The sequence below is a fragment of the Amycolatopsis roodepoortensis genome (genome assembly GCF_024628825.1).
GTDB lineage: Bacteria > Actinomycetota > Actinomycetes > Mycobacteriales > Pseudonocardiaceae > Amycolatopsis > Amycolatopsis roodepoortensis.
The window spans coordinates 1,306,211-1,332,910 of record NZ_CP102415.1 but is presented as its reverse complement, the minus strand read 5'-3'; the positions used below and the strand labels follow the sequence as shown (position 1 = coordinate 1,332,910).

Below are 26,700 nucleotides of genomic sequence, written 5' to 3'. Positions count from 1 at the left end.
GATGGTGATTTACCGGGAGTGCGGGCATCAGGGCCCCGCCGACGTCGAGTTCTGCGGCGAATGCGGGCGGTACCTGAAATGGGACGACGAGGAACCCGTCGCGGCGCGGCAACCGGCCGCCCAGCAGCACGTCGTGCAGCCCGGCGAGCAGCTCGCCCCGGTCCGGCAGCCGCAGCAGCGGACGGCCGAAGAGCAGGTGCTCAACCCGGGCGACCTGATCTGCGGCAGATGCGGCAAGGGCAACGTGCCCACGCGCAACTTCTGCGGCCGGTGCGGCGCTTCCCTCGCCGAGTCGGAGGTCGTGAAGACGTCGTGGTGGCGACGGCTGTTCGGCCGCCGCGCCAAGGAACACAAGGCTGGGGAGCGGCCCGGTAAGGACGGTGTCCGCCGTCGCGCCGGCCGTGCCGGTGCCGCGCGACGCCGCGTCGGCAAGGCCGTCCGCCGCGTGATCGCGGTGATGTTGCTGCTCTCGGCGCTGATCTACGCGCTGTATCAACCGTTCCGGGGCGCGATCAACACCGCCGCCGTCGGCCTGTGGAATCAGACGACGGGGATCTTCGAAACGAAGCTGAACCCGGTACGCCCGAGCAAGGTGACCGCGACCGCGCAGTCGCCAGGGCATCCGGGAAACCTGGCGGGCGACAACGCCACGAACACCTTCTGGGCGGCGCCCGCCCAGAGCGAACCCGTACTGGTGTTCACCTTCGACCGTCCGGTCGATCTGCGGAAGGCGATCGTGCATTCCGGCAACGGCGCGAACTTCCAGGCCGCGCACCGGCCGAAGACCCTGCATCTCGTGTTCTCCACCGGCAAGACCTACGACATGGTGCTGGCCGACACGCCGGACGCCCAGGAGGTCCCGATCGAGAACAGCGCGGGTGCGACCGGCGTCGAGCTGCACGTGGTCGGGCTGCATCGCTCGCTGGACGGCATGGACGTCGCGATCTCCGAGATCGAGCTGTTCGAGGCGGGTTGACCGTCCACACCAGACCGCGCTTTGCGTGGGGGTCGTGGGTGGGAATGGCCGTTGTAGTGAGGGGTAAGGGAAATGTTGCTGGTGAGGTGGGCAGTCGGCTCGTGGCTCCGTCGGCGCGCGTGTCGCGAAAGCCACTTTCGGGACACCACACGTCCCGAAAGTGGCTTTCGCGACACGCGTTCAAGTCATGTGGGCAGGCCGCTGAGGCCGTCGACGTTGCGAAAGCCACTTTCCCAACCTTCAACGTTGCGAAAGTGGCTTTCGCAACACGCCACCTCGCCCTTTCACGGGCTGATCGAGGCCCTCGAAACCTGAGGAAGGACTGGATGACCATGCGCCCGAACCGAGCGGTGGCGGCGATCGCGTTGGTCGCGGTGCTGGGCGGGGCGGCGATCACCGGGGTGTTCGCGCCGACCGCGGCGCAACAACCCGCGCCGCCCGCCGCGCCCTACCGTGTCGGCTACGTCAGCGCCGCGACCACGGGCCTGGTCCAGGCGACCGGCGAGGGCGTGGTGGAGGCGCTGCCCGCGGGTGCCGCGAGCGTCGATTCCGACGCGTCCGCGGGCAACGGCGGACTGGTGTGGGTGAGCAAACGTGCCCTCCGTGACGGTGCCGAGCGCGACGGCGAGATCTGGTACCTGCGGGACGGCACCCGGGTTCCGGCCCGCCTGACCGACGACGCGACCGCCGACACGCGTCCGGCGTTGTCGCCCGACGGTTCGTCGGTCGCGTTCGTCTCGGAACGCACGGGCAGCAAGGACATCTTCGTCATCGGCGTCGACGGCCGCGGCCTGCGCCAGGTGACCTCCGGGCCGGCGGTGGAGGATGCGCCGAGCTGGTCGCCCGACGGCGGCCGTCTCGTGTTCAGCGGTACCGGCGAGGATCCGGCCGGTGACCTCTACATCGTGCCGGCGGGCGGAGGCCCGCCGACGCGCCTGACCAACGACCCCGGCGCGGACACCCAGCCCGCCTGGGCTCCCACCGGTTCACGGATCGCGTTCACCACCACCAGATTCGACCCGGCCGGGGACGTCGTGGTCATGGCCGACACCGGCGGCGCGGTCACCAGGGCGGTCCCGGAGCCGGGCGATTCGTCCGAGCCCGCGTGGTCGCCGGACGGTGCGCGGCTGGCCTTCACCACTCGTCAACCGGATCCGCTCGGTGACGTCAAACAGGTCGTGGGCGGTCAGGTCTCGGTGATCTCCGCGCAGCCCGGGACCGGCGAGACCGAACCGACGTTCCGCACCGGTGGCCAGCCGGTGTTCACCCAGCTCCGCGGCGGGGACACCACCGACATCTGGAGCGCGGACGCGCGCGGTGGCGATCGCCGCGACCTCACGAACCGGCCGGACGCCGACGAAGCCGACCCCGCTTTCTCCCCGGACGGGGCTTCGCTGGCCTACACGGAATTCGGGACCGGGGAGTTCCGCAGCAGCCGGATCGTCGTGGCGAACGCCGACGGCGGCGTGCCGAGGCCGCTGACCGGGGCCGAGGACGGTAAGCGCGAGCGCCACCCGGCATGGTCGCCGGACGCCACGAAGATCGCGTTCACCCGGACCGTGTTCATCGGGGATGGTTCCGACAGTTTCGTGCGGATCGTGCGCGTCGCGGACGGCCGTCTTCTCGCCGACATCCCGATCCCGGCGCATCTGCGCGGTGACGATTCGCAGCCGGCATGGTCGGCGGACGGCACCAAGATCACCTTCACCCGGGCCGCCACCCGGATCGGGCCACCGGGACCGTCCAGAGTGGACCCCGCGATGGTCGACGTCCCGGTCGGTCGCGGCGGTTCCACGCGGATCGGCAAGACGGTGCAGACCGACCGGATCCGGTCGCTGCCGGACGTCGTCCTGCTGATGGACCAGACCGGTTCCATGGGCGGGGTGATCGAGGAGGTCAAGACGAACCTCGGCAAGGTCGTCGACAGCGTGCGGGACCGGGAGAAGGACGCATGGTTCGCGGTCGCGGCGTTCGGGGACGTGGGAGACCCCGCCCCGCGGCCGTTCGTCGTGCAGCAGCCGCTGACCCCGGCGGGCACCGACGCCGAGCGGAAGCTCCTGTCCGACGCGTTCGCCCGGATCGAGGCGACGGGCGGCGGAGACACCGCCGAGGACTGGCTGCTCGCCCTGCAGAAGGTCGCGACCGGAGCCATCACCTTCCGTCCGGGCAGCAGCCGGGTCGTCGTGCTGGTCGGGGACGCGGCGAGCCACGAGACCCCACCGAGGGCGGAGGTGATCGCCGCACTGAACGCGGCGAAGATCAGCGTGGTCGCCGTGCCCGCGGTCACCGGCGGGTCGAGCGAGGATCCCGACCGCGGCCTCGACGCGCGGGGACAGGCGACCGCGATCACCAAGGCGACCGAGGGTGTCCTCACCCCCGGCACCGACCCCGGCCAGATCTCGGAGGCGATCATCGCGGGTATCGGTGACCTCCCGGTCAGCGTCCAGCCGGTGAGCTTCTGCGATCCCGGCCTCGCGATGACGTTCGATCCCGCGGGCCCGCAACGTGTTCCGGGCGGCACGGACGCGCGGTTCACCGAAACGGTGACGGTGTCCCCGGCGGCGGCGCCGGGTTCCTTCCTGCGCTGCCGCGTGGAGTTCCGGTTGAACGGGGAAACCACCGTGCGGCCGGGCTACACCGAGAACGTCACCGTGCGCGTCAAGGATCCCGCGCTGCCACTGATCACGCTGCACGACCGGACGGTGACCGGGGCCGGCCCCACGGTGATCGAGTATCCCGTGAGCGCGGTGGACGCGGACGGGAGCCGGCTCAGTCCGAGCTGTACTCCCTTGTCCGGCAGCCTTTTCCCGGTCGGTGCCACCACAGTGACGTGCCGGGCGACCGGGAGGAACGGCACGGCGGTCGAGACCGCGGTGATGGCCGTCGTCCCGCCGGGAGAGGAGCGGCGGAAGCTGGTCTGGCAGGTCGCCCTGACCCAGCCTTCGCCCGACGTCGTCGTGCCGGGAGACCAGCGGGATCTTTCGTCGCAGTTCGGGCCGGGTTGCGGCGCGGGCGCGGAAGGCGCGGCGGACGTCTCGCCGGACGGGGCCACACTGGCGTTCCAGAGCGGCAACACGCTGGTCTGTGTCGCTCCCGCGGACGGCGGACCGGGCCGGATCCTGGTGCAGCGCACGGGATTCGTCGACGATCCGGCGTGGTCACCGGACGGCGGGCTCATCGCCTACACGAACTCCCCGGGCGAGTCCCCGCCACGGGTCGCGGTCGTGCCGTTCACCGGCGGCGACGGCCGGATCCTCATCGACGGCCCCGGCGGGGCCGAACAGCCCGCGTTCCAGCGGATTCCCGACCTCGCCGTGAGCGCGAGCGCCGTACCCGCCGCGATCCCGTTCGAGGGGCTCACCACGTTCGAGTTCGTGGTCACCAATCGCGGGGCCACCGCGTCACCCGCGGTCGGTCTGTTCGTCCGGCTGACCGCCGGGCTGCGGCCGTCCGCGATCCTGCCCACCAAGGGCACCTGCACCCCCGAACCGGTGTGCGCCTTCGGCACGCTGGTGCCGGGTGAGGAAGTTCGGGTGCGGTTCGGCGCGACGGGCCTGACGGCGGGAACGCAGGCGGCGACCGGCACGATCACCACCACCGGCCAGGACGCGGACCCGCGGGACAACTCCGTGACGGCGGTCGTGACGGTCGGCGGGAAACCGGCACCGCCGGTGACTCTCGGCTCCTTGTCGGTCGGCATGTCGGTCTCGGCGGTCCCGCTGTTCACCGGCGGCGACGACGTGGTGCTGACGTACCTGGTGCACAACGGTTCCCAGGCCCCGATGCCGGCTGTCCGGCTCGTGACCCAGCTGCCACCGCAGCTGCCGGCGACCTCGGCCGGGCCCGGATGTGTGCCGGGCGGCGGAAGTTGCGCGCTCGGGACACTGGCGCCCGGTCAGACCGTGACGGTCCGGATCTCCTTGGCCGCCAAGGCCGCTTTCGAGGGCCAGGTGTCCGGAACGGTGAGCACGACGGGACCGGACAACAACGCCGCGGACAACACGGCGAACGCGCGAGTGGTGGTCCGGCAGCCGGTGGTCGAACTGGATCCGAAGGTCGGCACGCTCGGCTTCGTCCCACGCGTGCGGGGAACGGACTTCCCGCCGGGCGCGATGGTCCGGCTGGCCTGGTCGGCCGGAATCTCCGCGCCGGGGCTGGTCACGGTCGGCGCGGACGGACGATTCGAGGCGCGCTTCTTGATCTTCCACCACGACCTGATCGGCCCGCGCACCGTGAACGTGACCTCGGTGGCCGGCCCGAAATTCGGCCAGGCGCGATCGGAGCCGATCCTGGTCGTGCTCCGCACCCTGCAACCGCCGTTCATCACCCGGGGCTGAGTGTCCGTCGGTGGATTCGGGTCGGGGAAGTCACGGTTTCCCGCCGCCGGGCTGCAGGCTCCTTTCGTCGCATCGGACGCGGCGATGGGAGCCGTCAGCCCATCACCGGCCCTGCCCGCGAACACGGCACGGTTGATCTTCTCCCGACCCGTCCTGACATGTCGCGAAAGCCACTTTCGAGACGTCTGACGTCCCGAAAGTGGCTTTCGCGACATGTCAGCCACTCCGCACACCGGCCAGACCGGCAACGGAGATCCCGCCACCAGGCCGAGGAGGGCACTGCCCCTATGGGCAACGACCGGCGCACGGCCGCACACCCGTCCGCTGGTGCCGGTGGGAGCGCCGGACGCGCAGACTTCCGGGTATGGGAGCAACGGCGACGCTGTCGGAGGCCGGCCTGGTCGCGGAACCGGGCCAGGAGATCAGCTGCTCGGTGACCGTTCGCAACGCCGGACGGGTGGTCGATCAGTTCGCGATCGAGGTGGTCGGCGACCCGGCCGCCTGGGCCACCGCGGAACCGGCGACGGTGAACCTGATGCCGGGGGAGGCGGGCACGGTCGTCGTCCGGTTCGCGCCGCCGCGGTCTTCCGACGTCCCGGCCGGCGTGATTCCCTTCGGCGTCAGGGTTTTTTCGAGCGAGGACCCGGCAGGGTCGGTGGTCGAAGAGGGCACCCTCCGGCTCGGTGCCTTCACCGAGGTGACCGCCGAGGTCGTTCCGGCGAAGGTGGAGGCCGGTTCCAAGGCCGACTTCGAAGTCGCCGTCGACAACCGCGGGAACCATCCGGTCGCCGTCGAACTGAGCGCGCTCGACCCCGAGGACGAACTCGACTTCGAGCTCGAACGGAACCGGGCCGACCTCGCACCGGGCACGGCCGCGTTCGTCCGTCTCCGGGCCAGGCCGCGGAAACGGTTCCTGCGCGGTCAGCCGGTACGGCATCGCTTCCAGGTGTTCGTCATCGCCGACGACGCCGAACCACTCAAGACCGAAGGCACCATGGTGCAGCGGCAGCTGCTGCCGAAATGGCTGCTGCCCGCGCTGGCCGCGTTGCTGCTGTTGTTGCTGGCGTTGGTGGCGCTGTGGTTCACCGTGCTGAGGCCCGCGGTGAAATCGGCCGCTCGTGAAGCCGCTCAGGAACAGAACCAGGAGGTGATCAAGGCGGCGCAGGAGGCCGGTGGCGCCGCGGGCGAGGCGAAGAAGGACGCCGGTCAGGCCAAGCAGAACTCCGAAGACGCGATGAAGGCCGTCGGGCTGACCCCGCCCGTGGACGGCGCGGCTCCCGGCCCCCGGCCGTCGAATGGCGTCCCCAATCCGGCGGGCAACGCCGCCGGGACACCGACCGACTTCCGGGTGGCGGCGGACGCGGCCGTCGACTCGAACGTCAACCGCTTCGCCGAATTCCCCTACACCTTGCCGGACGCCGCGAAAACGTTGGTCGTCACGGACCTGATCCTGCAGAACCCGCGTGGCGACAACGGAACCTTGCGGCTGCTGCGGGACGCCGGCGGCACCAAGACCGTCCTGCTGGAGGTCGGCCTCGCGAACTTCCGCGACCTCGACCACCACTGGTTGCAGGCCTGGCGGTTCGCCCCGGGGGAGAAGATCGTGCTCGCCGTCAGCTGCCAGGCACCGGGAGGCGGTGCCCGGTGCACCCCGTCGGTTTCCTTCTCCGGCCGGGTCGAATAGACCGGATCAGATCAGCCCCTCGCGCAAGGCGAACGCGACGGCGTGAGCGCGGTTGCGGAGCTGGAAACGGTTGGTGATGTCGTGCAGGATCGACTTCACCGTCCGCTCGGAATAGCTCAGCCGGTCGGCGATCTCCTTCGTCTCGAGCCCGTCGGCGATCATCCGCAGCACCTTGGTCTCGCGCTGCGACATCCCCGCCAGATCCCAGCCGTTCGGTTGCAGCACGTCCCGCTGCAACCGCGACACCCGGGAAAGCAGACGGCCCAGCAGATCCGGCGGCAGCGCGCCTTCCCCGGCGGCCGCCGCCTTCACCAGCCGCACCAGCGTGTCGGGGGTGGCGTCACCCCGGCGGATGATGGCGGAGACGCCGTTGCCCACGACGTCCAGCAACTCCGAGTCCTCCACCTCGCCGGCGACCAGCACGATTCCCGCGCGTCCGGCACAGTGGAGGCTGCGCAGCAACTGCCGTGCCTCCTCGTTCAGCCGCTCGACGATGACCAGGACGACGGCCGGCTCGTCGGAGTCTTCGGCGAAGCGGATCTCAGGGCGTGAGCGCAGCGCGGCGGTGACACCCGCGTGCGTGATGGTGTCGGTGGCGTGAAGCAGCACCGGGATCTGGTCGACGAGCATGGATGAGCCCCTCCCCGCGAACGGCGTTTCGTCCTCTTCAAGGATCGTTCGGGGAGGGTTCCGCGAACAGGGACCCGGTGTCCCGATTTGTCCCGCTTCGCTACTCCGATCGGGCGACGCCCGCCTTCCGGATCTTGGCGATGGCCTGAGCCCGGTCGGTGACCTGGAGCTTGCGGAAGATGTGGGACACGTGGTTGCGCACCGTTTTCGGGCTGAGCACGAGGCGGTCGGCGATGGAGGCGTTCCCCATGCCCTGCGCGATGAGCCGCACGATCTCCCGTTCGCGCGCGGTCAGCTGCGGAAAGGACTCGTCGCGCGGGGATTCCGTGCCCAGCAGCGATAGCACGCGGGTCGCGATCGCCGGGCTGAAGATCGCCTCGCCGTCGCCGATGACCCGTACCGCGCGGACGACCTGTTCGTTGCGCGCCCCCTTGAGCAGATAACCCCGCGCCCCCGCGCGCATGGCGGCGAACACCGCGGCTTCGTTCTCGAACATGGTCAGCATGAGCACGCCGGTGTGCGGGGCGGCGGCCACGATCCGGCGGGTCGCCTCGACGCCGTCGAGGTCCGGGAGGTTCAGATCCATCAGGACGACGTCGGGTGCCACCCTGCCCGCCTCCGCGACCGCGGTGAGGCCGTCCGGCGCCTGGCCGACGACCTCGATGCCGTCGGTACCGTCGAGGATCGCGCAGATGGCCGCCCGGAAGGCGGGATGGTCGTCCACCACGAGGACACGGAGTTCCGGGACCATCGCTCACTCCTTGGTGGCGAACGGCAGCCAGGCGGCGATCCGGGTACCGCCCGAGGACACCGGCTCGACCACACAGCCGCCGCCGAGGTCGCCGGCGCGTTCCCGCATCGACCGCAGCCCGGTCCCGCCGACCGCGGGCAGCGCCTCGCCGCCGAGGCCGACACCGTCGTCGACGATCTCCACGCGCAGGTCGCCGTCCAGCGGCCAGAGGCGCACCGCGCACTGCCGGGCACCGGAGTGGCGGGCGATGTTCACGAGCGCCTCGCGGATGATCCGGTACGCGGTGACCTCCACCTCGGCCGACAGCGGAGGCAGCTCACCGCGGACCTCGACCGCCACCGCCAGCGGGCCGTGTTCGGCGGGTACCCGGTCGGCGAGCAGCCCGGCATACCGGCGCACGGCCGTGACGAGGCCCGTCTCGTCGAGCGCCGGCGGGCGCGCGTCGGTCACGATGCGGCGTAACTCGGTGATGGCGCCGTAGAGTTCCTCCTCGAGCCGGGCCAGGAGGCGCTCGGCCCCGGCCCGGTCGCGGACGAGCAGATCACGGGCCGCGCGCAGCCCGAGCACTGCGACGGCGAGGGTCGGGCCGAGGCCGTCGTGGAGATCGTTGAGCACCGTCCTGAGCCGGTCTTCGTACCCGGCAGGACGGACTACGTCGGTGACGACGAATGTCCGGCGCATTTTCTCCCCGTCCGGCAGCAGGACCTGGATGCCTCGGCGTCTCGATCGCGCGTAGCGTTCTGCTCACTCGCTGTACTAGTCGCGGAACGCCGCCCCGGCGTTTCCCCGCCCGCCGCCGGGCCGGGTAACGGTTTGGGCCCGATACTTACCTCGCCTTGGTCGATGCGGCGAGAAGGAGTGAAGAAGATGCGGGTGGTCGTCGTCGGTGGCGGGATCGTCGGTGCCGCGGCCGGATACGAACTGGCCAGGGCCGGGGTGGACGTGGTCATGGTGGACTCGCCCGCGCTGGGCCGCGCGACGTCGGCGGGTGCGGGCATCATCTGCCCCTGGTCGTCCCAAGTGGACGATCCGGACTGGTACCGGATCGCCGTGGCCGGCGCGGAGTACTACGAACAGCTGCGGCCGGCGCTGGCCGAGGACGGCGAAACCGAGCTCGGCTACCGGCGGGTCGGCTCGCTGAGCCTGGTCACCGAAGCCGAATCCGAGGAAGCACTGCGGCGGGTGACGCGACGCGCGGCGGAGTCGCCGCAGGCCGGTGAGGTCGAGCTGATCGAAGCTCGCCGGGCGCGGGAGTTCTTCCCGCCCCTCGCGCACGACGGACCGGCGATCCACATCCCGGGCGCGGCGCGGCTGGACGGCCGGTCGGTCCGCGACGCGATGCGCCGGGCGGCGGTGCGGCACGGCGCCCGGATCGTCGACGGCACGGCGTCCCTGGTCGCCGGCAGCGCGGTTCGGGGAGTGCGGGTGGACGGGGAGGTCGTCGGCGCGGACGCGGTGATCGCGGCGGCCGGTGCCTGGTCGCCGCGGCTGCTCGAACCGATCGGTGTCGAGGTGCGGGTCGAGCCGCAGCGCGGCCAGATCGTCCATCTCCGGCTGCCGGGCGTGGAAACCGCGCACTGGCCGGTGATCCTGCCACGGTCGCGGCACTACCTCCTGGCCTTCGACGATTCCCGGATCGTGGTCGGCGCGACCCGCGAGGACGGCACCGGCTTCGATCACCGGGTCACCGCCGCCGGGATGGCGGAAGTCCTGGCCGAAGCGCTGTCGGTGGCGCCGGGGCTGGCCGACGCGACGTACGTCGAGACCCGGGTGGGGTTCCGCCCCGCCGGACCAGACATCCGCCCGCTCCTCGGCACCGTCCCGCAGGTGCCCGGACTGGTCGTGGCCAACGGTCTGGGCGCGTCGGGGCTGACGATGGGCCCGTACGTCGGTTCGATCGCGGCCCGCTTGGCCCGTCAGACCGATCCGGGGATCGACCTGGCGCCTTACGACCCGTCGCGGTGAGGCGCGAGTCGCGAAACGGATGGCCAGGTCGTCGCAGTACTGTGTGGAGACGAATGGGGGGAGGAGGGTGCCTTGAGTTCATGACGATCGATAGCGGCAGAAACCGTTGCCGCCGCCGCGACTGTGACGGTGTGGAGTTCTGGCTGGGTTTGTGCGTCCAGGACTGGGTGCGATGGCAGGACGGCTTGGCGGCCCTCGACCTGCCCGACGACGAGAGACCGGCGCCGCCTCGCAGTGTGTTCGTCGCCCCGGTGCATTCCGGCAGTGTGTCGCAGCGGGCCCTGACGACGGGATGACGCTGGGTGCGAGCCGATCAGCGCCGGAAGGAGCTGCCGGAGCCTCGCGTCCGCCGCAGGATCCACGCGATCGCCGTCGCCAGAAGAGCGAAGCGCAGGATCCGGGAACCGCCACGCCGTTCCTCGGCGGGCGGGGCGGGCGGGGTCGGTGGTGCGGCCGCCACACGGGTTCCTTCGATGGCGCGGCTCAGCTCGGACAGGTGCGCCCGCAGTTCCACCACCTGTTCTCGTGAAGGCGCTCGGCGGCTGAGGAAGACCTGGAAGAGAACGAAGGTCACCGCCGCACCGACCAGCCCGGCACCGACGTTGGCGAGCGCGCTCGACAGGAAGGCCGCCCTGGACTGGCCGTCGGCACCGGCGACCAGGAAGGCGACGATCCCGACGATCAGCCCGGCCGCGAAAGTACCCGCGGCGAGCAGGGTGTTCGCCGTCTTCTCCTTCATGGCAGCCCAGGTCTGGCCTCGTCGCCAGCCGGCGAGACCGACCATCGCGATGGCGACCAGCGCGGCCCCTCCGGAAACCAGGAGTTCGAGCGACGCTGCCCGCGAGTCCGACTTTTCGGTGACGAAGTACGAGTGCACGTAACGGACTTCGTCGCCGTATTGGACCTCCAGCCATCGCCGCGACCCGTGCGACTCGCCACCGGTGACATCGGCCTTGACGATGATCAGCTGCTGGTCCCGGTGGTATGTCGCGGTCGGCTCGCAGTCGAGCGACGGGCATCGCCGGAGATTCGCCTCGTCACCGGAGACGTAGCCGACGTCCTTCCCCGCGACGCTGGTCGCCGGGCCTCCGAAGAACACCACCAACCCGATGAGCAGGATGGTCGCGATCGCGAAGACGCTCAGCCAGCCGGTGCCGCGCCGACCTGAATCTGCCACAGGAACCCTCCCCCGACCGAGCACGAACGAGATTATTGAGGGTAAGGAAAACGTGGCGCAGGGGGCCGCCGCGCTCTTTCACGGGCTTCCGCCGATCGAACGTGTCGCGAAAGCCACTTTCGGGACATCAGGCGTCGCGAAAGTGGCTTTCGCGACATGGGCGCCGGTGGTGAGGTGGTCGGCGCGGGTGGTCGTCAGTGGTCAGGGCCGCGATCACGACACGTTCGCCTCGCCTCCACCCTCTCGCAAGGCGACCACCCGGTGACAGCCGGCCAAGGTGGCGGGGCGGTGGGCGATGACGAGGACACCGATGTCGTCCCCGGCCGAGGCGAGTGCCGCGGTGATGGCTTCGTCGGCTTCGGGGTCGAGGTTGGCGGTGGCCTCGTCGAGGATAAGGATCCGGGGGTTCACCAGCAGCGCCCTGGCGACGGCGACTCGTGCTCGCTGGCCACCGGACAGTCCGGCGCCGGATTCACCGACGGTGGTGGCGAGTCCGGCGGGGAATCCGGCTCCCGGGTCGAGGATCCCCGCCCGCCGCGCGGCCCGTTCGACTTCGGCGTCGCCGGCTTCGGGCTTTCCGAGCCGGATGTTGGTGGCGATCGTCCCGGTGAGCAGGCCTGGTTCCTGGGGAACGGCGCTGATCGCGCGGCGGAGGTCGTCGTCGGACAGCTCGGTGAGGTCGACGCCGTCCAGGGTGAGGTGGCCGGCGTCGGGGTCCCACATCCGGGTCGCGAGCAGCGCGCACGTGGTCTTGCCCGCGCCGGACGGCCCGGTGAGGCCGACTCGTTCGCCGGGGCGGACGGTGAACGACACGTCGCTCAGGACCGGTGGAGCGTCGTCGCGGTAACCGAAGGACACGCGATCGAAGACGAGTCCGGTCGCGCGCTCGCGGGGCGGCAACGGCCGGGGTACGCGGGGTTCGCGGACCGCCGGTGCCCGGTCGAGGATTCCGGTGATCCTGGTACCGGCGGCGCGCAACGTGCCGACGTTGCGCAGCAGGTCCGAAATCTGCGCGATCGGGCCGAGCGCCGCGGTGGCCAGCACCATGGCGACCGGTGCGAGCGCGCGGTCGATCGTGTCGAGATTCGCCGCGCAGACCGCGAGCGCGCCGAGCGCGCCGAGCGCCAGAGCCGCGTCCGTGACGGCGCGTTCCCCGCCGATCCGGGAGCCGATCCTCGTTTGCACGGAGGTCAGCGCACGTGTCCGTTCCGCCAGCGCGGCGGTGCGGCGGTCCAGGGCGCCCGCACTGCTGAGTTCACCGAGTCCGCGGACGGTGTCGACGAGTTCGGCGTTGAGGGTCGCGGCGGCTTCGGTGAGTTCGGTGCCCTGCCGGGTTCCCGCCCGGCCGGACAGCCACGGCAGCGCCGCGGTCACGGCGACGAACGGTACCCATGCCAGCAGCAGCCACGGCGTGACCATGAGCGACAGGGTCGCGGTGGCGGCGAGCATCATGGCCGAGGTGAGTGCTTGGGCCGCGGTGTGGGCGTAGAGCCATTCGAGACGGTCGATGTCGGCGAAGGCGACGGATACGAGATCGCCGCTCCTGCGGGGCTTCCGGCGGTCGGGCAGGCTCACGCGCAGCCGGTCGAACACCCTGGCACGCAAGGTGCCGATCAGCCGGTAGGCCAGATCGTGGGAGACCCAGGACTCGCGCCAGGTCATCGCCGCGGTCACCACGGCCAGCCCGCACAGGACGGTCGCGACGACGGCCAATGGCGCGGTGCCGGTCGCCGCGGCCCGCCCGGCCAGCCAAGTGCCGAGCACGGTCGTCGTCAGCGCGCCGAGCTGGACGGCCGCGTTGCTCACGACCGTCCAGACGAAGGTGGCCCTCTGTTCGCCGATGACCGGCAGAAGCCGCCGGAGCGGCCCGCTCACGAGTGGACCGCCTGCCCGGTGACGCGGCCGGACTCGATCGTGACGATCGCGCCGGCGTCACGCAGGGCGGTCTCGCGGTGGGCGATCACGATCCGGGTGGTGCCGGCGCACTGCTCCGCGAGCCGGGTGAGGACGCGTCTCTCGGTGTCGATGTCCAGTGCCGAGGTCGCTTCGTCGAGCAGCAGCACCGGAGGCGCGGCGAGCACCGCCCTGGCGATGGCGAGGCGTTGCCGCTGGCCGCCGGACAGCTGGGTCCCGTTCTCGGTGAGGACCGTCGCGAAGCCTTGGGGGAGTGCCTCGACGAACTCGATCGCGTCCGCGACGTGGGCGGCGGCGCGGATCTCGTCGTGCGTGGCGCCGGGCCGGGCGAGCCGGAGGTTCTCTTCCACGGTGCCATGGAAAAGATAGGTGTGCTGGCCGACGACGCCGATGCTCGCGCGCAACGCGGCGAGGGTGTACCCGGTGATCGGGGTTCCGTCGAGTTCGATCGTCCCCGACTGCGGGTCGGCCTCGCGGACGAGCAGCCGGGCGATCGTGCTCTTCCCGGCACCCGACGGGCCCACGATCCCGGTCGTGCTCCCCGGCGCGCAGTCGAAGCCGATGCCGGAAACGCCCGCGCCGTTCGGGTACCGGTACCCGACGTCCCGCAGCCGCAGCCGGGCCCCGTGCCGAGCGGGTTCGGTGCGGGTGCCGGTGTCGGCGACCCGCGGCCGCGCCGTCATGATCTCGTCGATGCCCTCGACCGCGCCCAGCCCTTGGTAACCGACGTGCCAGTGGGCGGACAGGTCGAGTACCGGGCGGAAACATTCCCTGGCGCACAACAAGAACAGGAACACCGACGCGGCGGGCGCCTGACCGCCGACGACCCCGGCGCACGCGACGACGATCGTGGCCGCGAGGCCGAGGTGCAGTGCCAGGGCGCTGACTCCCGCTTCCACCAGCGACACGCGCAGCTGGGCCATCGTGACGCGGTGCAGGCGGTCACCGCGGTGGGCGAGTGCCTCGCCTGCCCGGCGTCCCGCGCCGAAGAGCCGGAGGACACCGATCGACTGGGTCGCCTCCAGATAGTCGGCGGCCAGTCTTTCGTAGGCGCTCCACCGGGTTCGGCCCGTCCGGAGCAGCCGGGTATCCCAGAAACGGGGGACGGCCACGGCGCACAGGACCGCCGTCGCGAGGATCGCGGCGGCGGGGACCGACACGGTGAACAACCACCCGGCGATGGCGGCAGGAACCAGACAGGTCACGAGCAGCTGCGGCAGATAGCGGCTGTAGTAGGCGTCGAGGGCTTCGACCCCGTCGACGACCGTGTGCGTGATCGCGCCCGCGCGCTCTCCTCGTGTCCAGGCAGGTCCCAGCGCGGCGATGCGGCGCAGTAGCTCCCCGCGCAGCCGGGTGCGGATGGCGATGCCGAACCTGGCCGCGGCGACCTCCCGCGCCCACAGCAGGATCGCGCGCACCCCGACGACGCCGGACAAGGCGGCGAACGCGGGTGCCACCGTCGCGAAGTCCCCGCCACGGGTGAGATCGGCGAGGACGGACGCCGTCAGGACGGCTCCGCCGACATAGCAGGCCGACACGAGTATCGAGAGCAGCGCGAGCAGCAGGACGGGCGCGAGGACGACACCCGCCAGGCGCAGGAGCCTGCGATGGATCACCGGGTGAACGCGTCCGCGTGGAGTCGTTGCGCGATCTCCCGCACCACCGAGATGTTCCCGAGGGTGCCGGGATAGGTGTCGGCGGCGTCGATCGCGATCAAGCGCTGTTCGCGGACGGCGGTCATGGCGGGGAAGGTGCGGGTGAGGTAGTCGATGCTCGCCTGCTTCTGCGCGGGCCCGTTGACCGCGAACACGATCGCGTCGGGATTCTTCGCGGCGAGCGCCTCGGGGGTGATCTGCGCGGCGAAGAACTTGGCGAACTGCGGGTCCTTCGGCGAGAACACGTTGTCGCCGCCCGCCCTGCGGATGATGTCGTACTCGATGCCGGCGCCGATCGCGGTGACGGTGGTGCCCTCCAGGAACACCTGGGCGACGGTGGGGCGCGGGCGGCCCGCGATGGCCTTGTCGACGGCGGCCAGATCCGTTCGGCCCTGATCGACCAGTGCCTTCGCCTTGTCCGGTACGGCGAAGATCCTGCCGAGGTTCTCCAGGTCGGTGAAGAGATCTTCGACCGTGCCGTTCATCCGGCGTTCGGCGCAGCCGCCCGCGGCGACGTAGGCGGCGACGTTGCCCTGCTGCAGCTGCTCCAGGCTGGCGAAGCCTTTCTCCGCGGTGAATTCGTAGGTGGTGGGGGAGAAGACGAAGTCCGGCTTCACGGAAAGGAGCTTCTCCCGGCTCGGCGGTCCCGACTCGCTCAGCACCGGGATGGCGGCGGCCTGGGCGGCCACGTCGCCCGGGAGCGGTGCGGTGGCGGTCTGTGCCTGTCCGACGAGCGAGCCCGCGAGACCCAGCCGCAGCAACAGTTCCGTCTGCGACGGGCTGAGCCCGACCGCGGCGCGGGGTGCGGCGCCGACGGTGACCTCCCGGCCGCAGTTGGAGACGGTGACCGCCGTGCTCGCGTTGTTCGACGGCGCGGCCGGAGTGACCGAAGAGCCGCAACCGGCGACCAGCGACATGCTGATACCGAACGCGGCAAGGGACAGGGTTTTACGCATGATTCTCTTTCCCGGGTGTGCTGAGTGGTGAACGACTGCCGAAGACCAGCACCGGCCTGCCGTCGCGTGGATGGGTGAGCTGGTCGACGTCGACACCGAACACGTCTTCCACGACGCGTGGGGTGAGCGCTTCGTCCGGCGTTCCGGTGGCGACGACGCGGCCGGCGTCGAGGACGGCGATGTCGTCGCAGTAGGTGGCGGCGAGGTTGAGGTCGTGCAGGGCGGCGACGATGGTGCGATCGAGCCCGGCCGCGATCCGCATGAGTTCCAGCTGGAAGGCGATGTCGAGATGGTTGGTCGGTTCGTCGAGGACGAGGACGGGGGAGTCGGCCGCCAGCGCGCGGGCCAGCATCACCCGCTGCCGCTGTCCACCCGAGAGCCGTCCGATGGGCCGTCCGGCGATGTCGGTGGCGCCGACCCGGTCGAGCGCGGCCCACGCGAGGTCGAGGTCGGCTTCGGTGTCACGGCCGAATCCGCGCTGGAACGGCACCCGGCCCAGGAGCACGACGTCGAGGACCGTGAGGTCGAACTCGGACGACGTCTCCTGAGTCATCACCGCCACCGCCCTGGCGACGGTCCGCCGGTCGGTGCGCCAGACGTCGTGCTCGCCCAGCAGCACCCGGCCCGACGACGGCGCGACGGCGCGGTAGAGCGTGCGCAACAAGGTCGACTTGCCGCTGCCGTTCGGGCCGACCAGACCGAGGAAACGGCCGGAGCGGACCTCGATGTCCACGTCCCGCAGCACCCGGTCGCCGCCCAGCGTGGCGCTGACCTCGTGGAAATGGACCTTCACCGGCCGAACCCCGCCCGCGTGGCCGTGTCCCGGCGCATCAGCCACAGGAAGAACGGCGCGCCCACGACCGCGGTGAGGATCCCGATCGGTATTTCGCCGGGCGCCGCGACCGTGCGCGAGAGCAGGTCGGCGACCATGAGGAACAGGGCGCCGCCGAGTACCGCGACCGGCAGCATCCGGCGATGGTCCGAGCCGACGAGGATCCGCGCCACGTGCGGGATCACGAGACCGACGAAACCGATGCCGCCGCTGACCGACACGATCGACCCCGTCAGGAGGGCGGCGGTCACGAGAAGCACGGCGCGGAGGCGGTTCACGTCGACTCCCAGCGCGGTCGCGGACTCGTCGCCGCTCAGCAGCGCGTTCATGGCCCTGGTCCGCAGTCCCACGACGACACAGGCGGCCGCGAACGCCACCGCCGGCACGGCCAAGGAAGCCATCGAGGCGGCGGAAACGCTGCCGAGCAAGAAGAACAGGACGCTGAACACGTTCTGTGCCTCGGTGGTCAGCGTCAGATAGCTCGTGATCGCGCTGAACAGGGAACCCAGCGCGACACCGGACAGGATCATCCTGGTCGGCGACAGGATGCCGCGATGCCTGGCGACCAGCGCGACGCACACACTGGCCACCAAAGCCCCGGCGAAGGCCGCCGCGCCAAGGGGAAGCCCGCCCACGGCGGCCGAACCGAGGGTGATCACGAGAACCGCGCCGACTCCCGCCCCGGACGACACGCCGAGCAGGTACGGCTCCGCGAGCGGGTTGCGCACGATCACCTGCATGATCGCTCCGGCGAGCGCCAGTCCAGCCCCGGCGAGCCCCGCCAGCAGCGCGCGAGGGAGCCGGAACTGCCATACCGCCTGGTCCTGCAAGACGGTCAGGCTGCCGTCCGACATCCACGGCACGTCCGGCACCAGATGGCCGATCACGATCCGGCCCGCGTCCGCGAGCCCGACCTCGACCGTCCCGACCGAACCGGAGACGACCAGCAGCACGAGGATCGCGACGGCGAGGACCGTGACCGTCCCGCGGTGCAGGAGGCGGGACCGGGCGAGTGCCGCTTGCCGATCGCGAACGCCGGAGGGCGACGCGGACGGCCGCGAACGAACAACCATGGGGGGACGCCGATCGGTCTGTGGTGGGAGGTCACCGGAGCCTAACTGCACCCGATAATCGTTATCAACAGATAATCGGTAATGATTATCATCACAGCTTGACGGTCGCTTTCCGTTCGGCCCTCGAGGGAGGCAGTGCGGCGGCAGCGGTCGAGCACTTCGAGACGGTCGCGGCTGATGACGTACCCCCGCCGCCCAGTGGGCTTTGCGCACGGCATCGACGGTCGTCGTCCGAACGCGCCGACCAAGGCGCAAGACGCTAGTGGCGAGGGTGTCGCGAAAGCCACTTTCGCGACGTCTGGTGTCCCGAAAGTGGCTTTCGGGACATGGGGTGGGCCGCTGGTGGCGAGGGGTGTCGCGAAAGCCACTTTCGCGACGTTGTCCCCGAGGATCGTCCTTTTTGGACTACAGGCACGGCGGCCCAGTCGGCGAAGCGGCCTGAAATCGTCGGCGCAGGCCAACATGCGCCGGGCTGTGTGTACACGCCTCGGACGCCTGGCAGGCCGTGGCCGAATTTCGGCGACGGGCGGCTGCCGCGCTTTCCGCGTTGTGCCGATGCTTGCGGGATCCGGGCGACGCCGGTACCGCGGCGACGGCCGAAATCACGGGTCGGGAGTGGCCCCGGTGGCGGCGCTCGTGATCTGCCACAGCTTGGCCGCGAGCTCCCCGTCTTCGGCGGCCGCCGAGCGGCGTGCCGGACCTGCCGGCCCGCGGATCTCCAACGGTCCCGTCGGGCCAAGGTAGGCGCCGCCCTCGACCGGTCCGGTGGCGGCGAGGAGCTGGGGCGCGATACCGGTGGCGACCGGTTGTGAGAGGTATCGGTCCGGTAGCACCAGAAGGCGGGACCTCCACGTGCTCCCGCGGGCCAGGGCGTTGGTCAGCAGCTGCGACGTCGTCAGTCCCGGGTGGGCGGCGATCGACAGCACCGGGTCGCCGGAGGCGCGAAGCCGTCGATCGAGCTCCGCGGCGAACAGGAGGTTCGCGAGCTTCGAGGCTCCGTAGGCGCGGGTCGGCGAGTAGCGCCGGCGTTCCCAATGCAGGTCGGTGAGGTCGAGTCCGCCGGTGCGGTGGCCGAGGCTGGACGTCGTCACGACCCTGGCGGGTCGCCCGTGGTCTCCGGCCGCCCGCAGCGCGGGCATCAGCAGCCAGGTCAGCGCGGCCGGACCGAGGTGGTTGGTCCCGATCTGCAGCTCGAACCCGTCCCGGGTCCGGCTGGGCGGCCCCAGCGATACCGCGGCGTTGTTGATCAGCACGTCGACCCGGTCCCCGGTGCGTTCCCGGAGCTCCGCGGCGGCGGCCCGTACCGAGGAGAGGTCGGCCAGGTCGAGCAGGACGAGTTCGGCCGAACCCGGGCCGTCGATCCCGGCTCGCACCTGGTCGAGGGCCGCCGCTCCGCGGGCGGTGTCGCGAACGGTCATCAGGACCCGGGCGCCTGCCGTCGCCAGTGCGCCGGAGAGGGCGAGGCCGAGTCCGGAGGTCGTCCCGGTGACGACGATGGTGCGGCCCGTCAGGTCGGGCGTCTCATGTGACAGTGTCATATGAAAGAGCCTGCCCAGTTCGGATGACACTGTCAACTAGAATGGCCGGCGTGACCCGCACCGAGACCGCCGAGGCCACGCGGCAAGCCCTCGTCCGCGCGGCTTCCGAACTGCTCGATCAGGGCGGCCCCGACGCCGTGACCCTGCGGGCGGTCGGAGCCCGGGCCGGAGTCTCACGAGGCGCGCCCTACGGGCACTTCGAGAACAAAGAGCATCTGCTGGCTCAGCTCGCCATCAACGCGTGGAATTCCCTGGCGGACGACGTCGAGCACCTTCGCGCGACCGTCGAGTCCACTTCGGACATCCGGCTGGAGCGAGCCATCCTGGCGTTGATCGGCGTCGCCCGCCGGTGGCCGCACCGGTACGCGCTGATGTTCAGCACTCCGGCCGACACCCCCGCCGCCCGGGAGGCCGCGGGCCGTCTCGAGGGTGTGTTCCTGGCACTGGTGGCGGACATGGTCGGCGAATCCGACGCGCCTCGGTACGGCGCGCTGCTGATGTCGAGTGCGCACGGCATCGCGGGACTGGAACTCAGCGGTCATCTGGCGAAGGACACGTGGCAGGTCAGCGTGGAGCAACTCGTGCGCATGCTGATCGACGGGATCCGGCACGGGTGACCGAACCGGTCAGCCCGCGGCGGACAACGCCAGCCGCAGATAGTCGCGCGAAGCCTGCCGCCAGGATTCCAGTTCCAGCTTTTCGTTGGCCGCGTGCATCTGCCGGGGATCTCCCGGCCCCCAGATCACGATCGGGGCTCCGGCCACCGATCCGGCCAAGGCCGACGCATCGGTGAAATAGGTGGCGGCGGGTGCGGTGGTCCGGCCGGCGAGCAGCTCGGGCAGGCGCGCGGTCCGGACGGCGGGCAGATCGAGATCCACCTCCGCGGTGATGGCCGGATCGAGCGACGAAGCCCAGGCGGCCGCCGGTGCCCCACCGTCCACAGTGCGCACATCGAGCGTCAGAACGGCCGACGCGGGCACGATGTTCGTCGCGGTCCCGCCCTCGAAGGTGCCGACGTTGACGGTTTCCCCGCCCAGATAGTCGTCGGCGGCCAGCGGGAGGGAATCGAGCGCGCCGAGAGCGCGGTCGGCGAGCAACCGGATCGCGTTGCGGCCGAGCTGGGGTGTGGAGCCGTGGGCCGCTTTCCCTTCCGCGGTGAGCCGCAGCCAGGTGGCGCCGCGGTGTCCGAGTGAGACGCGGTTCCGGGTCGCTTCCGGAACCACCACGATCCGCGGCGTCAAGTCCAGCGAGGCCGAAGCCTCGGTCGCGCCGAGGCACCCGATCTCTTCGTCACTGGTGATGAGGACCTGCGCGCCGGCACCGGCTTCCGTGGCGTTGCGCAACGCGGCCAGTGCGGCGACCAGCCCGCCCTTCATGTCGACGCTGCCGCGGCCGTGCAGGAACTCCTCGTCGACGTCCGCGGAGAAAGGCGCGCGTTCCCACAGCGCGGGGGAGCCGACGGGGACGGTGTCGATATGGCACACGAACAGCGCTCCGTCGCCGGAATGGCTGCCGAGCAGCACCCACGGTCGCCCGGTGGTGGAGCGTCGCAGCACGCGGACGCCCGCGGTGGCGGTGGCGTAGGAGACGGCCAGCTCCTGCGCGGCGGCCTGCGCGGCGCTGTCGCCGGAGGTGGTGTCGTGGCGCACCAGGTCGCGCAGGAACGCGAGGGCTTCGTCGGTCATGCGGGGTACTCCTGGGTCGATTCGCGGACGACGAGCTGCATGGAGAGCACGTGGTCGGCGGGGACGCGGCCGGCCGCGAGGCGGGTGATCTCGTCGACCGCCTTGCGGGCCATCTGCTCGGTCGGCTGCGCGACGGTGGTCAGCCGCGGCGACGTCCATTCGCCGAGGGTGATCCCGTCGCAGCCGATCACCGAAAGGTCTCCGGGCACCGACACCCCGGCGCGGCGGGCCGCTTCGAGCAGGCCGACCGCGGCGATGTCGCTGGCGGTGAACACGGCCGTCGGCTCCGCGCCGGCCCGTGCCATATGCGCGAAGAAGTTCATGCCGAACGCCGAGCTGAAGGCGCCGCGCACGATCATCGACTCGTCCACCTCGACCCCGTGGGTCTTCATGGCCGCCCGGTAGCCGGCCTCGCGCTGGTCGGCCGTGCGCAGCCCGGCCGGCCCGCCGACATGGGCGATCCGCCGGTGGCCCAGGGAGATCAGGTGGGTGGTCGCCTGGTAGGCGCCGCCGAAACCGTTCGCCGTGACGTGCGCGATCCGCGGACCGGTGGCTTCGACGTACTCGTCGAGGAAGACGACCGGGAAGTCCCCTGCCAGCCGGCTCGCGAAGGCTTCGTTGGTGTTGTGCATCCCCAGGTAGACCAGCCCGCCCACGTCCGGCACCCGCATCAGGCGCTCGACGGCGGCGCGCTCCCGCAACGGCGACGAGCCGGTGAGCGTGGTGAGCACGTCGATGCCGTCGGCCGCGGCGGCGTCGACCACCGCGTCCGCCAGCGTGGAGAAGTACGGATTGTCCAGCGAAGGGACCACCAGGCCGAGGCTGAGGCCGGTCACCTGTTTCTGCACGGGCGGATGCCCTTGGGCCGACAGTGCGGCGTCGATGCGCCGGGCCGTCTCGGAGGCGACGTTGAGCTCTCCCTTGACGTACCTCGACACGGTCGACACGGCCACTCCGGCCTCTCGGGCCACCTTCGCCAGCGACATCCGGCTCCTCCCCGTTGAGCGTTGACGGCGACTGCAGCGCATCTTATATTGGCGGCGTTGCGCTATGTTGCGCAACAAACGCTACCGCTTTCGCCCGAAGGAGTCGTCGATGGTCAAGGTCCTGCTAGCCGGGGAGTCGTGGGTCAGTGCGACGATCGACCACAAGGGATACGACCCGTTCGCGCACACGCAGGTGGAGATCGGGTGCGAGCGGCTGCTGGCGGCGCTGGCGGCGGAAGGGGTCGAGGTGACTCACCTGCGTTCGCACGACGTGGCCGAGAAGTTCCCGCAGACGCTGGAGGAACTCGGCGCCTACGACGTCGTCCTGCTCTCCGACGTCGGCTCCAACACGCTGCTGCTGCATCCGGACACCTTCACCCGCGGCCGTCCGACCCCCAACCGGCTCAAGCTGCTGCGCGAGTGGGTCACGAACGGCGGCGGCCTGATGATGGCCGGCGGCTACCTGAGCTTCCAGGGCTTCGAGGGCAAGGCCAACTACCACCGGACCCCGATCGAGGAGATCCTGCCGGTCGACATCGACCCTTACGACGACCGCGTCGAGACGCCGGAGGGCGTCCGTGCCCGCGTCGTGCGGGCCGACCACCCCGTGGTCGCCGGTCTCGACCAGGAGTGGCCGATCCTCCTGGGCTACCAGCACACCACGCTGAAACCGGACGCGGAGCTGCTCGCCACCGTCGAAGGCGACGTCATGCTGGCCACGCGTCAGGTCGGCAGCGGCCGCACGCTCGCGTTCACCTCGGACATCTCCCCGCACTGGGCTCCGGAGGAGTTCATGGACTGGGACGGTTACCGCAAACTCTTCGCGCAGGCGATGACCTGGCTCGCCGGCCGCGAACTCTGAGCCGCGCGCACTCGGGATCAAGGAGGATTCGATGAGTACGTCACCCACCGGCCGCGCGGCCTCGGTCGTCGTCCTGACGATCGCGACCGTCTTCGCCGGAATGCTCGGCCCGTTGCAATCACTCGTCAACGGGCATCTCGGCACCGCGCTCGCCGACGGGCACGCCGCCGCGCTGGTGTCCTTCGGCACCGGCCTGGTGCTGATGCTGATCATCGTGCTGGCGCGCGCCCGGACACGCGACGCGTTCTTCCGGCTGCCCGGTCAGCTGGTGCGCGGCGAGATCCCGCGGTGGAACTTCTTCGCCGGCCTGTGCGGTGCGGTGATCGTGCTTTCCGAAGGTGTCACGGTGGGTTTCCTCGGAGTCGCGATCTTCCAGACTTCGCTGATCTCCGGCATGGTCATCTCCGGCGTGGTGTGCGACCGCCTGGGCATCGGCGTCCCGTTCAAGCAGGCGATGAGCGCGCCGCGCGTGGCCGGGGCGATCCTCGCCATCTGCGCCACGGTGCTGGTGGTGTCCCCGAACTGGTCGGCCCCGCACATGATCGCGCTGGCGATCATGCCGTTCGTCGGCGGCCTGCTCGCCGGCTGGCAGCCCGCGGGCAACTCCGAGGTCGGCCTGCTGTCCGGCTCGATGTTCGTTTCCATCACCTGGAACTTCCTCATCGGCTTCGCGGCGCTCGGTCTCGTGTACGTGGTGCGCATGGTCGTCTCGGGCGCGCATTTCGCGTTGCCGGGCACCTGGTGGATGTACTTCGGCGGACCGCTCGGCCTCCTGTCGATCGCGTTGATGGCCTTGCTGGTGCGTGGTCTCGGGCTCCTGTTGCTGGGGCTGGCCTCCACGGCCGGTCAGCTCATCGGGTCGCTGCTGCTCGAAGTCGTCGCTCCCGCGGCGGGTTCCAGCCTGCACCTGGTCACCGTCATCGGTGCGGTCGTGGCGCTGGCGGCCGCGGCGATCGCGATGATCCCGTCCCGGCACACGGCCGAACCGGTGGTCCTCGCCCAGCCCGCCGAGGTGCGCCGTGGCTGAGGTGCGCGGTGTCCTCGGCGCGGTCGACGCGGCGGATCTCGGGCTGGTGCTGCCGCACGAGCACCTCTTCAACGATCTGTCCTCCGCGGTCGCCGAGCCCGCCTATCCCTCCACGCGGCGGCTCGCCGAGGCGGAAGTGGGGCCGGGCTGGCAGTTCCTCCTCTGTCAGGATCCCTACTGCTGCGCCGACAACGTGGCGCCGAAGGACCGGGCGAGCGTCGTGCGCGAGGTGACCGCGTTCGCCGCGGCGGGCGGCGGCACGGTGGTCGACGCGACCGGAAGCGCGGCGATCGGCCGGGATCCGCTCGCCCTGGCGGCGGTCGCCGAGGCCACCGGGGTCACCATCGTCATGGGCACCGGTGCGTATCTGGAGAAGTTCGAGGGGGAGCGCATCACCGCGGTCGCCGTCGACGCGCAGACCGAGCGCATCCTCGCCGAACTGGACGAGGGTGTCGGCGAGACGGGGATCCGGGCCGGGGTCATCGGCGAGGTCGGTGTTTCGCCGCTTTTCACCGACGGGGAGCGGGCCTCCTTGCGGGCCGCCGCGCTCGCGCAGGCGGCGCGGCCGACCGTGGGGCTGAACATCCACATGCCGGGCTGGCAGCGTCGCGGGCACGAAGTGCTCGACCTCGTGCTGGACGAATGCGGTGCGCTTCCGGGAAAAGTGGCGCTGGCGCACAGCGATCCGTCCGGCGAAGACCCGGGATATCAGCGGGGTCTTCTCGAACGCGGTGTGCTGCTGGAGTTCGACATGATCGGCCTCGACATCGCGTTCCCGGGCGAAGGCGTCGCCCCGACGGTTTCCCAGACCGCTCGCGCCGTGGCCCGGTGGGTGAACGAGGGCTTCGGTGACCAGATCATGCTGTCGCACGACCTGTTCCTGAAGCAGATGTGGACGCGCAACGGCGGGAACGGGCTCGTGTTCGTGCCGACGATCTTCGCCGATCTGCTCGTAGCAGAAGGAATCGCGGCCGAAGCCGTCGCCCGGCTGATGCGGGACGTCCCCGCCCGATGGCTGACCGCATGAGCCGCGCGATCGCGGTGGTCGCGTCGCTCAACGTCGATCACATCGTCCAGGCGCCGCGCATCCCGGAGCCGGGGGAGACCCTGATGGGATTTTCGGCGAGCCGGGAGCTGGGCGGTAAAGGCGGCAACCAAGCGGTCGCCGCCGCCCGGCTCGGCGCGGAAGTGGCCGTGATCGGGTGCGTCGGCAAGGACGAGGACGGCGACGAGTACCTGGCAGCCCTGCGCGCCGAAGGTGCCGACGTGACCCACGTGCACCGGTCCGCTTTGCCCACCGGCCGGGCGGCGATCACCGTCGACGCGGAAGGCGTCAACTCGATCGTCGTCGTGTCCGGGGCGAATGGCGACATCCCAGCGGAGGCGGCCGAAGCGGCGATCTTCGACCTGCCGGGGCTTCGGGTCGTCGCGGGCCAGTTGGAGGCGGCACCCGAAGCGACGGAACGCGCTTTCGCGGCCGCTCGCTCGCGGGGCGTGCTGACCGTGCTCAACACCGCGCCCGCCGACGACGTCGCCGGGAAACTGGTGCCACTGAGCGATGTCGTGGTGTCGAACGAAATCGAGTTCCGTCAGCTCACCGGCCAGGATCCGTTCGACGACGACGGTTTGCGGCGCGGCGGTGCCGATCTGTTCGCCGCGGGATGCCGGTGGGTGATCGTGACGCTGGGCGCCGAAGGATGTGCCGTCCTCGACGCGTCGTCGTCCACGCGCGTCCCGGCCGTCCCGGTACGGGCCGTGGACACCACCGCCGCGGGCGATTCGTTCGTCGGAGCGCTCGCCGCCCGGCTCGCGGAAGTTCCCGGTGAGCCGGCGACCGCGGACGTGGTGGCGGCTTGCCGTTTCGCGGCGAGGGTGGCCGCTGTCGTCGTGACGCGGCACGGAGCGCACCCTTCTTTGCCGCTCTTGGCCGAGGTGCCGGCATTCCGGCGGTGAGCCGGGTGAATATGCGCTGATCCAGCGTCCGGCCTCCGGCATACTCGCGGGATGGCGGAACAACTTTCGCTCACCGGCTATCAACGGGGCCTGCGGGCAAGGATCCTGGCCGCGCCGACGGTGGCGGCGCCCCCGCCGTGGCGTCCAGCCGACCGCCACGTGGCCGCTGTCGGCGGGTTGCTCGGTGTCGGTTTCGCCGCTGACCCCGGCACTGGCCGCGACTTGCTGTTGGTGGAGTCGACGAACGGGCTCGGGCTGTTCGACACCGTCACCGGTGAACGGCTGGCCCGCGACCCCGATCCGGATCAGCCGGAGGGCAACGACTTGACGTGCCAAGGGATCGGGCCGATCGCGGGGCATCGCGTGCCGATGGCCGGGCTGGACGGCGGCGGCCTGCACACCGGCACCACGGGGTGGTCGGTGCATGTCGCAGGCCCGGACTGGCCGCACGAGCGGGTGCTGCTGTCCACCGGGAATCCGTACACCGGTGGGGCGCACGGCGAGACCTGGTGGCATATCTTCCATTCGCGCCACTCCGAACTGCGGGCGGCCGGGTTCTCGCCGTCCGGGGCGACGCTGGTCGTGGCGACCAGCAGCGACGTCACCCTCTGGACCAGGGCCTGACCCAGGCCCCCGAGGTGGGCTGAAAGCGTTCTTCGCCCCATGTCGTGCGGTGAAGGCGCCCTTCGGCTCACGTCA

23 protein-coding genes are annotated in these 26,700 nt (G+C 71.0%); 11 read left to right on the top strand and 12 right to left on the bottom strand.

Going from position 1 to position 26,700, the window contains the following annotated elements:
- The first annotated feature begins 1 nt into the window (after window position 1).
- The 3 genes from NQK81_RS06270 (at window position 2) to NQK81_RS06260 (ending at window position 6,997) form a co-directional block, all read left to right on the top strand.
- Complete coding sequence (locus tag NQK81_RS06270) at window positions 2–976, top strand: NADase-type glycan-binding domain-containing protein (protein ID WP_257487453.1); 975 nt, start codon at window positions 2–4, stop codon at window positions 974–976.
- 332 nt (window positions 977–1,308) lie between these two features.
- Window positions 1,309–5,313 (top strand): VWA domain-containing protein, encoded by a 4,005-nt coding sequence (locus NQK81_RS06265; protein ID WP_257487452.1) that lies wholly within the window; start codon window positions 1,309–1,311, stop codon window positions 5,311–5,313.
- A gap of 364 nt (window positions 5,314–5,677) precedes the next feature.
- A complete protein-coding gene (locus NQK81_RS06260; RefSeq protein WP_257487451.1) occupies window positions 5,678–6,997 on the top strand; it encodes a COG1470 family protein in 1,320 nt (439 codons plus the stop codon).
- A 6-nt stretch (window positions 6,998–7,003) separates the two neighbouring features.
- Here NQK81_RS06260 and NQK81_RS06255 read toward each other — a convergent pair whose 3' ends face one another.
- From NQK81_RS06255 to NQK81_RS06245, 3 genes are all read right to left on the bottom strand, one after another.
- Window positions 7,004–7,627: a helix-turn-helix transcriptional regulator gene (locus NQK81_RS06255; protein WP_126730972.1), complete on the bottom strand. Its 624-nt coding sequence runs from the start codon at window positions 7,625–7,627 to the stop codon at window positions 7,004–7,006.
- A gap of 100 nt (window positions 7,628–7,727) precedes the next feature.
- Window positions 7,728–8,378, bottom strand: coding sequence for a response regulator (locus NQK81_RS06250; RefSeq protein ID WP_126730974.1), 651 nt, complete (start codon window positions 8,376–8,378; stop codon window positions 7,728–7,730).
- Window positions 8,379–8,381: 3 nt separating this feature from the next.
- Complete coding sequence (locus NQK81_RS06245) at window positions 8,382–9,059, bottom strand: sensor histidine kinase (RefSeq protein WP_257487450.1); 678 nt, start codon at window positions 9,057–9,059, stop codon at window positions 8,382–8,384.
- Between the two features lie 162 nt (window positions 9,060–9,221).
- Here NQK81_RS06245 and NQK81_RS06240 point away from each other — a divergent pair, with 162 nt between their 5' ends.
- Together NQK81_RS06240 and NQK81_RS06235 are read left to right on the top strand one after the other, a co-directional pair.
- Entirely contained in the window at window positions 9,222–10,343 is a 1,122-nt protein-coding gene (locus tag NQK81_RS06240; RefSeq protein WP_257487449.1) for an NAD(P)/FAD-dependent oxidoreductase, read from the top strand.
- A gap of 80 nt (window positions 10,344–10,423) precedes the next feature.
- Window positions 10,424–10,639, top strand: a complete 216-nt coding sequence (locus NQK81_RS06235; protein WP_126730977.1) for a hypothetical protein — start codon at window positions 10,424–10,426, stop codon at window positions 10,637–10,639.
- Window positions 10,640–10,656: 17 nt separating this feature from the next.
- Here NQK81_RS06235 and NQK81_RS06230 read toward each other — a convergent pair whose 3' ends face one another.
- From NQK81_RS06230 to NQK81_RS06200, 7 genes are all read right to left on the bottom strand, one after another.
- Entirely contained in the window at window positions 10,657–11,520 is an 864-nt protein-coding gene (locus tag NQK81_RS06230; RefSeq protein ID WP_257487448.1) for a hypothetical protein, read from the bottom strand.
- Between the two features lie 213 nt (window positions 11,521–11,733).
- Window positions 11,734–13,395 carry an ABC transporter ATP-binding protein gene (locus NQK81_RS06225; protein WP_257487447.1) on the bottom strand — a complete coding sequence of 554 codons (1,662 nt, stop codon included), beginning with the start codon at window positions 13,393–13,395 and terminating at the stop codon, window positions 11,734–11,736.
- A complete protein-coding gene (locus NQK81_RS06220; protein ID WP_257487446.1) occupies window positions 13,392–15,050 on the bottom strand; it encodes an ABC transporter ATP-binding protein/permease in 1,659 nt (552 codons plus the stop codon). The genes NQK81_RS06225 and NQK81_RS06220 overlap by 4 nt, the downstream gene beginning before the upstream one ends.
- The gene (locus NQK81_RS06215) at window positions 15,047–16,045 is read right to left on the bottom strand and encodes an ABC transporter substrate-binding protein (protein WP_257487445.1); all 999 of its coding nucleotides are present in this window, start codon (window positions 16,043–16,045) and stop codon (window positions 15,047–15,049) included. The genes NQK81_RS06220 and NQK81_RS06215 overlap by 4 nt, the downstream gene beginning before the upstream one ends.
- Window positions 16,038–16,838 carry an ABC transporter ATP-binding protein gene (locus NQK81_RS06210; protein ID WP_257487444.1) on the bottom strand — a complete coding sequence of 267 codons (801 nt, stop codon included), beginning with the start codon at window positions 16,836–16,838 and terminating at the stop codon, window positions 16,038–16,040. The genes NQK81_RS06215 and NQK81_RS06210 overlap by 8 nt, the downstream gene beginning before the upstream one ends.
- On the bottom strand, window positions 16,835–17,950 hold the full coding sequence (locus NQK81_RS06205) for a FecCD family ABC transporter permease (RefSeq protein WP_257487443.1): 1,116 nt from the start codon (window positions 17,948–17,950) through the stop codon (window positions 16,835–16,837). The genes NQK81_RS06210 and NQK81_RS06205 overlap by 4 nt, the downstream gene beginning before the upstream one ends.
- A gap of 602 nt (window positions 17,951–18,552) precedes the next feature.
- Window positions 18,553–19,488 carry an SDR family NAD(P)-dependent oxidoreductase gene (locus NQK81_RS06200; protein WP_257487442.1) on the bottom strand — a complete coding sequence of 312 codons (936 nt, stop codon included), beginning with the start codon at window positions 19,486–19,488 and terminating at the stop codon, window positions 18,553–18,555.
- Between the two features lie 41 nt (window positions 19,489–19,529).
- Here NQK81_RS06200 and NQK81_RS06195 point away from each other — a divergent pair, with 41 nt between their 5' ends.
- Window positions 19,530–20,105, top strand: coding sequence for a TetR/AcrR family transcriptional regulator (locus NQK81_RS06195; RefSeq protein ID WP_257487441.1), 576 nt, complete (start codon window positions 19,530–19,532; stop codon window positions 20,103–20,105).
- 9 nt (window positions 20,106–20,114) lie between these two features.
- On the opposite strand, the gene NQK81_RS06190 is transcribed toward NQK81_RS06195, so the two are convergent.
- Together NQK81_RS06190 and NQK81_RS06185 are read right to left on the bottom strand one after the other, a co-directional pair.
- Window positions 20,115–21,173, bottom strand: a complete 1,059-nt coding sequence (locus NQK81_RS06190) for a M20 family metallopeptidase (RefSeq protein ID WP_257487440.1) — start codon at window positions 21,171–21,173, stop codon at window positions 20,115–20,117.
- Window positions 21,170–22,159: a LacI family DNA-binding transcriptional regulator gene (locus NQK81_RS06185; protein ID WP_257487439.1), complete on the bottom strand. Its 990-nt coding sequence runs from the start codon at window positions 22,157–22,159 to the stop codon at window positions 21,170–21,172. Before NQK81_RS06185 ends, NQK81_RS06190 begins: the two co-directional genes overlap by 4 nt.
- Window positions 22,160–22,268: 109 nt before the next feature.
- On the opposite strand from NQK81_RS06185, the gene NQK81_RS06180 reads away from it, so the two are divergent.
- From NQK81_RS06180 to NQK81_RS06160, 5 genes are read left to right on the top strand one after another with little or no spacing between them, the layout of a single operon-like run.
- Window positions 22,269–23,021 carry a glutamine amidotransferase gene (locus tag NQK81_RS06180; RefSeq protein WP_257487438.1) on the top strand — a complete coding sequence of 251 codons (753 nt, stop codon included), beginning with the start codon at window positions 22,269–22,271 and terminating at the stop codon, window positions 23,019–23,021.
- Between the two features lie 31 nt (window positions 23,022–23,052).
- Entirely contained in the window at window positions 23,053–24,048 is a 996-nt protein-coding gene (locus tag NQK81_RS06175) for a DMT family transporter (protein WP_257487437.1), read from the top strand.
- On the top strand, window positions 24,041–25,075 hold the full coding sequence (locus NQK81_RS06170) for a phosphotriesterase family protein (protein ID WP_257487436.1): 1,035 nt from the start codon (window positions 24,041–24,043) through the stop codon (window positions 25,073–25,075). The genes NQK81_RS06175 and NQK81_RS06170 overlap by 8 nt, the downstream gene beginning before the upstream one ends.
- The gene (locus NQK81_RS06165) at window positions 25,060–26,001 is read left to right on the top strand and encodes a ribokinase (protein WP_257487435.1); all 942 of its coding nucleotides are present in this window, start codon (window positions 25,060–25,062) and stop codon (window positions 25,999–26,001) included. The genes NQK81_RS06170 and NQK81_RS06165 overlap by 16 nt, the downstream gene beginning before the upstream one ends.
- A gap of 51 nt (window positions 26,002–26,052) precedes the next feature.
- Complete coding sequence (locus NQK81_RS06160) at window positions 26,053–26,625, top strand: hypothetical protein (protein ID WP_257487434.1); 573 nt, start codon at window positions 26,053–26,055, stop codon at window positions 26,623–26,625.
- The last annotated feature ends 75 nt before the right edge of the window (window positions 26,626–26,700 follow it).

What these genes read in the sequence shown, in the direction of transcription:
- NQK81_RS06255 (WP_126730972.1), bottom strand. Translation starts at nt 7,627, where the DNA reads ATGCTCGTCGACCAGATCCCGGTGCTGCTTCACGCCACCGACACCATC.
- NQK81_RS06180 (WP_257487438.1), top strand. Translation starts at nt 22,269, where the DNA reads ATGGTCAAGGTCCTGCTAGCCGGGGAGTCGTGGGTCAGTGCGACGATC.
- NQK81_RS06195 (WP_257487441.1), top strand. Translation starts at nt 19,530, where the DNA reads ATGGCCGGCGTGACCCGCACCGAGACCGCCGAGGCCACGCGGCAAGCC.
- NQK81_RS06260 (WP_257487451.1), top strand. Translation starts at nt 5,678, where the DNA reads ATGGGAGCAACGGCGACGCTGTCGGAGGCCGGCCTGGTCGCGGAACCG.
- NQK81_RS06185 (WP_257487439.1), bottom strand. Translation starts at nt 22,159, where the DNA reads ATGTCGCTGGCGAAGGTGGCCCGAGAGGCCGGAGTGGCCGTGTCGACC.
- NQK81_RS06205 (WP_257487443.1), bottom strand. Translation starts at nt 17,950, where the DNA reads ATGGTTGTTCGTTCGCGGCCGTCCGCGTCGCCCTCCGGCGTTCGCGAT.
- NQK81_RS06250 (WP_126730974.1), bottom strand. Translation starts at nt 8,378, where the DNA reads ATGGTCCCGGAACTCCGTGTCCTCGTGGTGGACGACCATCCCGCCTTC.
- NQK81_RS06265 (WP_257487452.1), top strand. Translation starts at nt 1,309, where the DNA reads ATGCGCCCGAACCGAGCGGTGGCGGCGATCGCGTTGGTCGCGGTGCTG.
- NQK81_RS06240 (WP_257487449.1), top strand. Translation starts at nt 9,222, where the DNA reads ATGCGGCGAGAAGGAGTGAAGAAGATGCGGGTGGTCGTCGTCGGTGGC.
- NQK81_RS06160 (WP_257487434.1), top strand. Translation starts at nt 26,053, where the DNA reads ATGGCGGAACAACTTTCGCTCACCGGCTATCAACGGGGCCTGCGGGCA.
- NQK81_RS06215 (WP_257487445.1), bottom strand. Translation starts at nt 16,045, where the DNA reads ATGCGTAAAACCCTGTCCCTTGCCGCGTTCGGTATCAGCATGTCGCTG.
- NQK81_RS06245 (WP_257487450.1), bottom strand. Translation starts at nt 9,059, where the DNA reads ATGCGCCGGACATTCGTCGTCACCGACGTAGTCCGTCCTGCCGGGTAC.
- NQK81_RS06190 (WP_257487440.1), bottom strand. Translation starts at nt 21,173, where the DNA reads ATGACCGACGAAGCCCTCGCGTTCCTGCGCGACCTGGTGCGCCACGAC.
- NQK81_RS06175 (WP_257487437.1), top strand. Translation starts at nt 23,053, where the DNA reads ATGAGTACGTCACCCACCGGCCGCGCGGCCTCGGTCGTCGTCCTGACG.
- NQK81_RS06270 (WP_257487453.1), top strand. Translation starts at nt 2, where the DNA reads ATGGTGATTTACCGGGAGTGCGGGCATCAGGGCCCCGCCGACGTCGAG.
- NQK81_RS06235 (WP_126730977.1), top strand. Translation starts at nt 10,424, where the DNA reads ATGACGATCGATAGCGGCAGAAACCGTTGCCGCCGCCGCGACTGTGAC.
- NQK81_RS06200 (WP_257487442.1), bottom strand. Translation starts at nt 19,488, where the DNA reads ATGACACTGTCACATGAGACGCCCGACCTGACGGGCCGCACCATCGTC.
- NQK81_RS06165 (WP_257487435.1), top strand. Translation starts at nt 25,060, where the DNA reads ATGGCTGACCGCATGAGCCGCGCGATCGCGGTGGTCGCGTCGCTCAAC.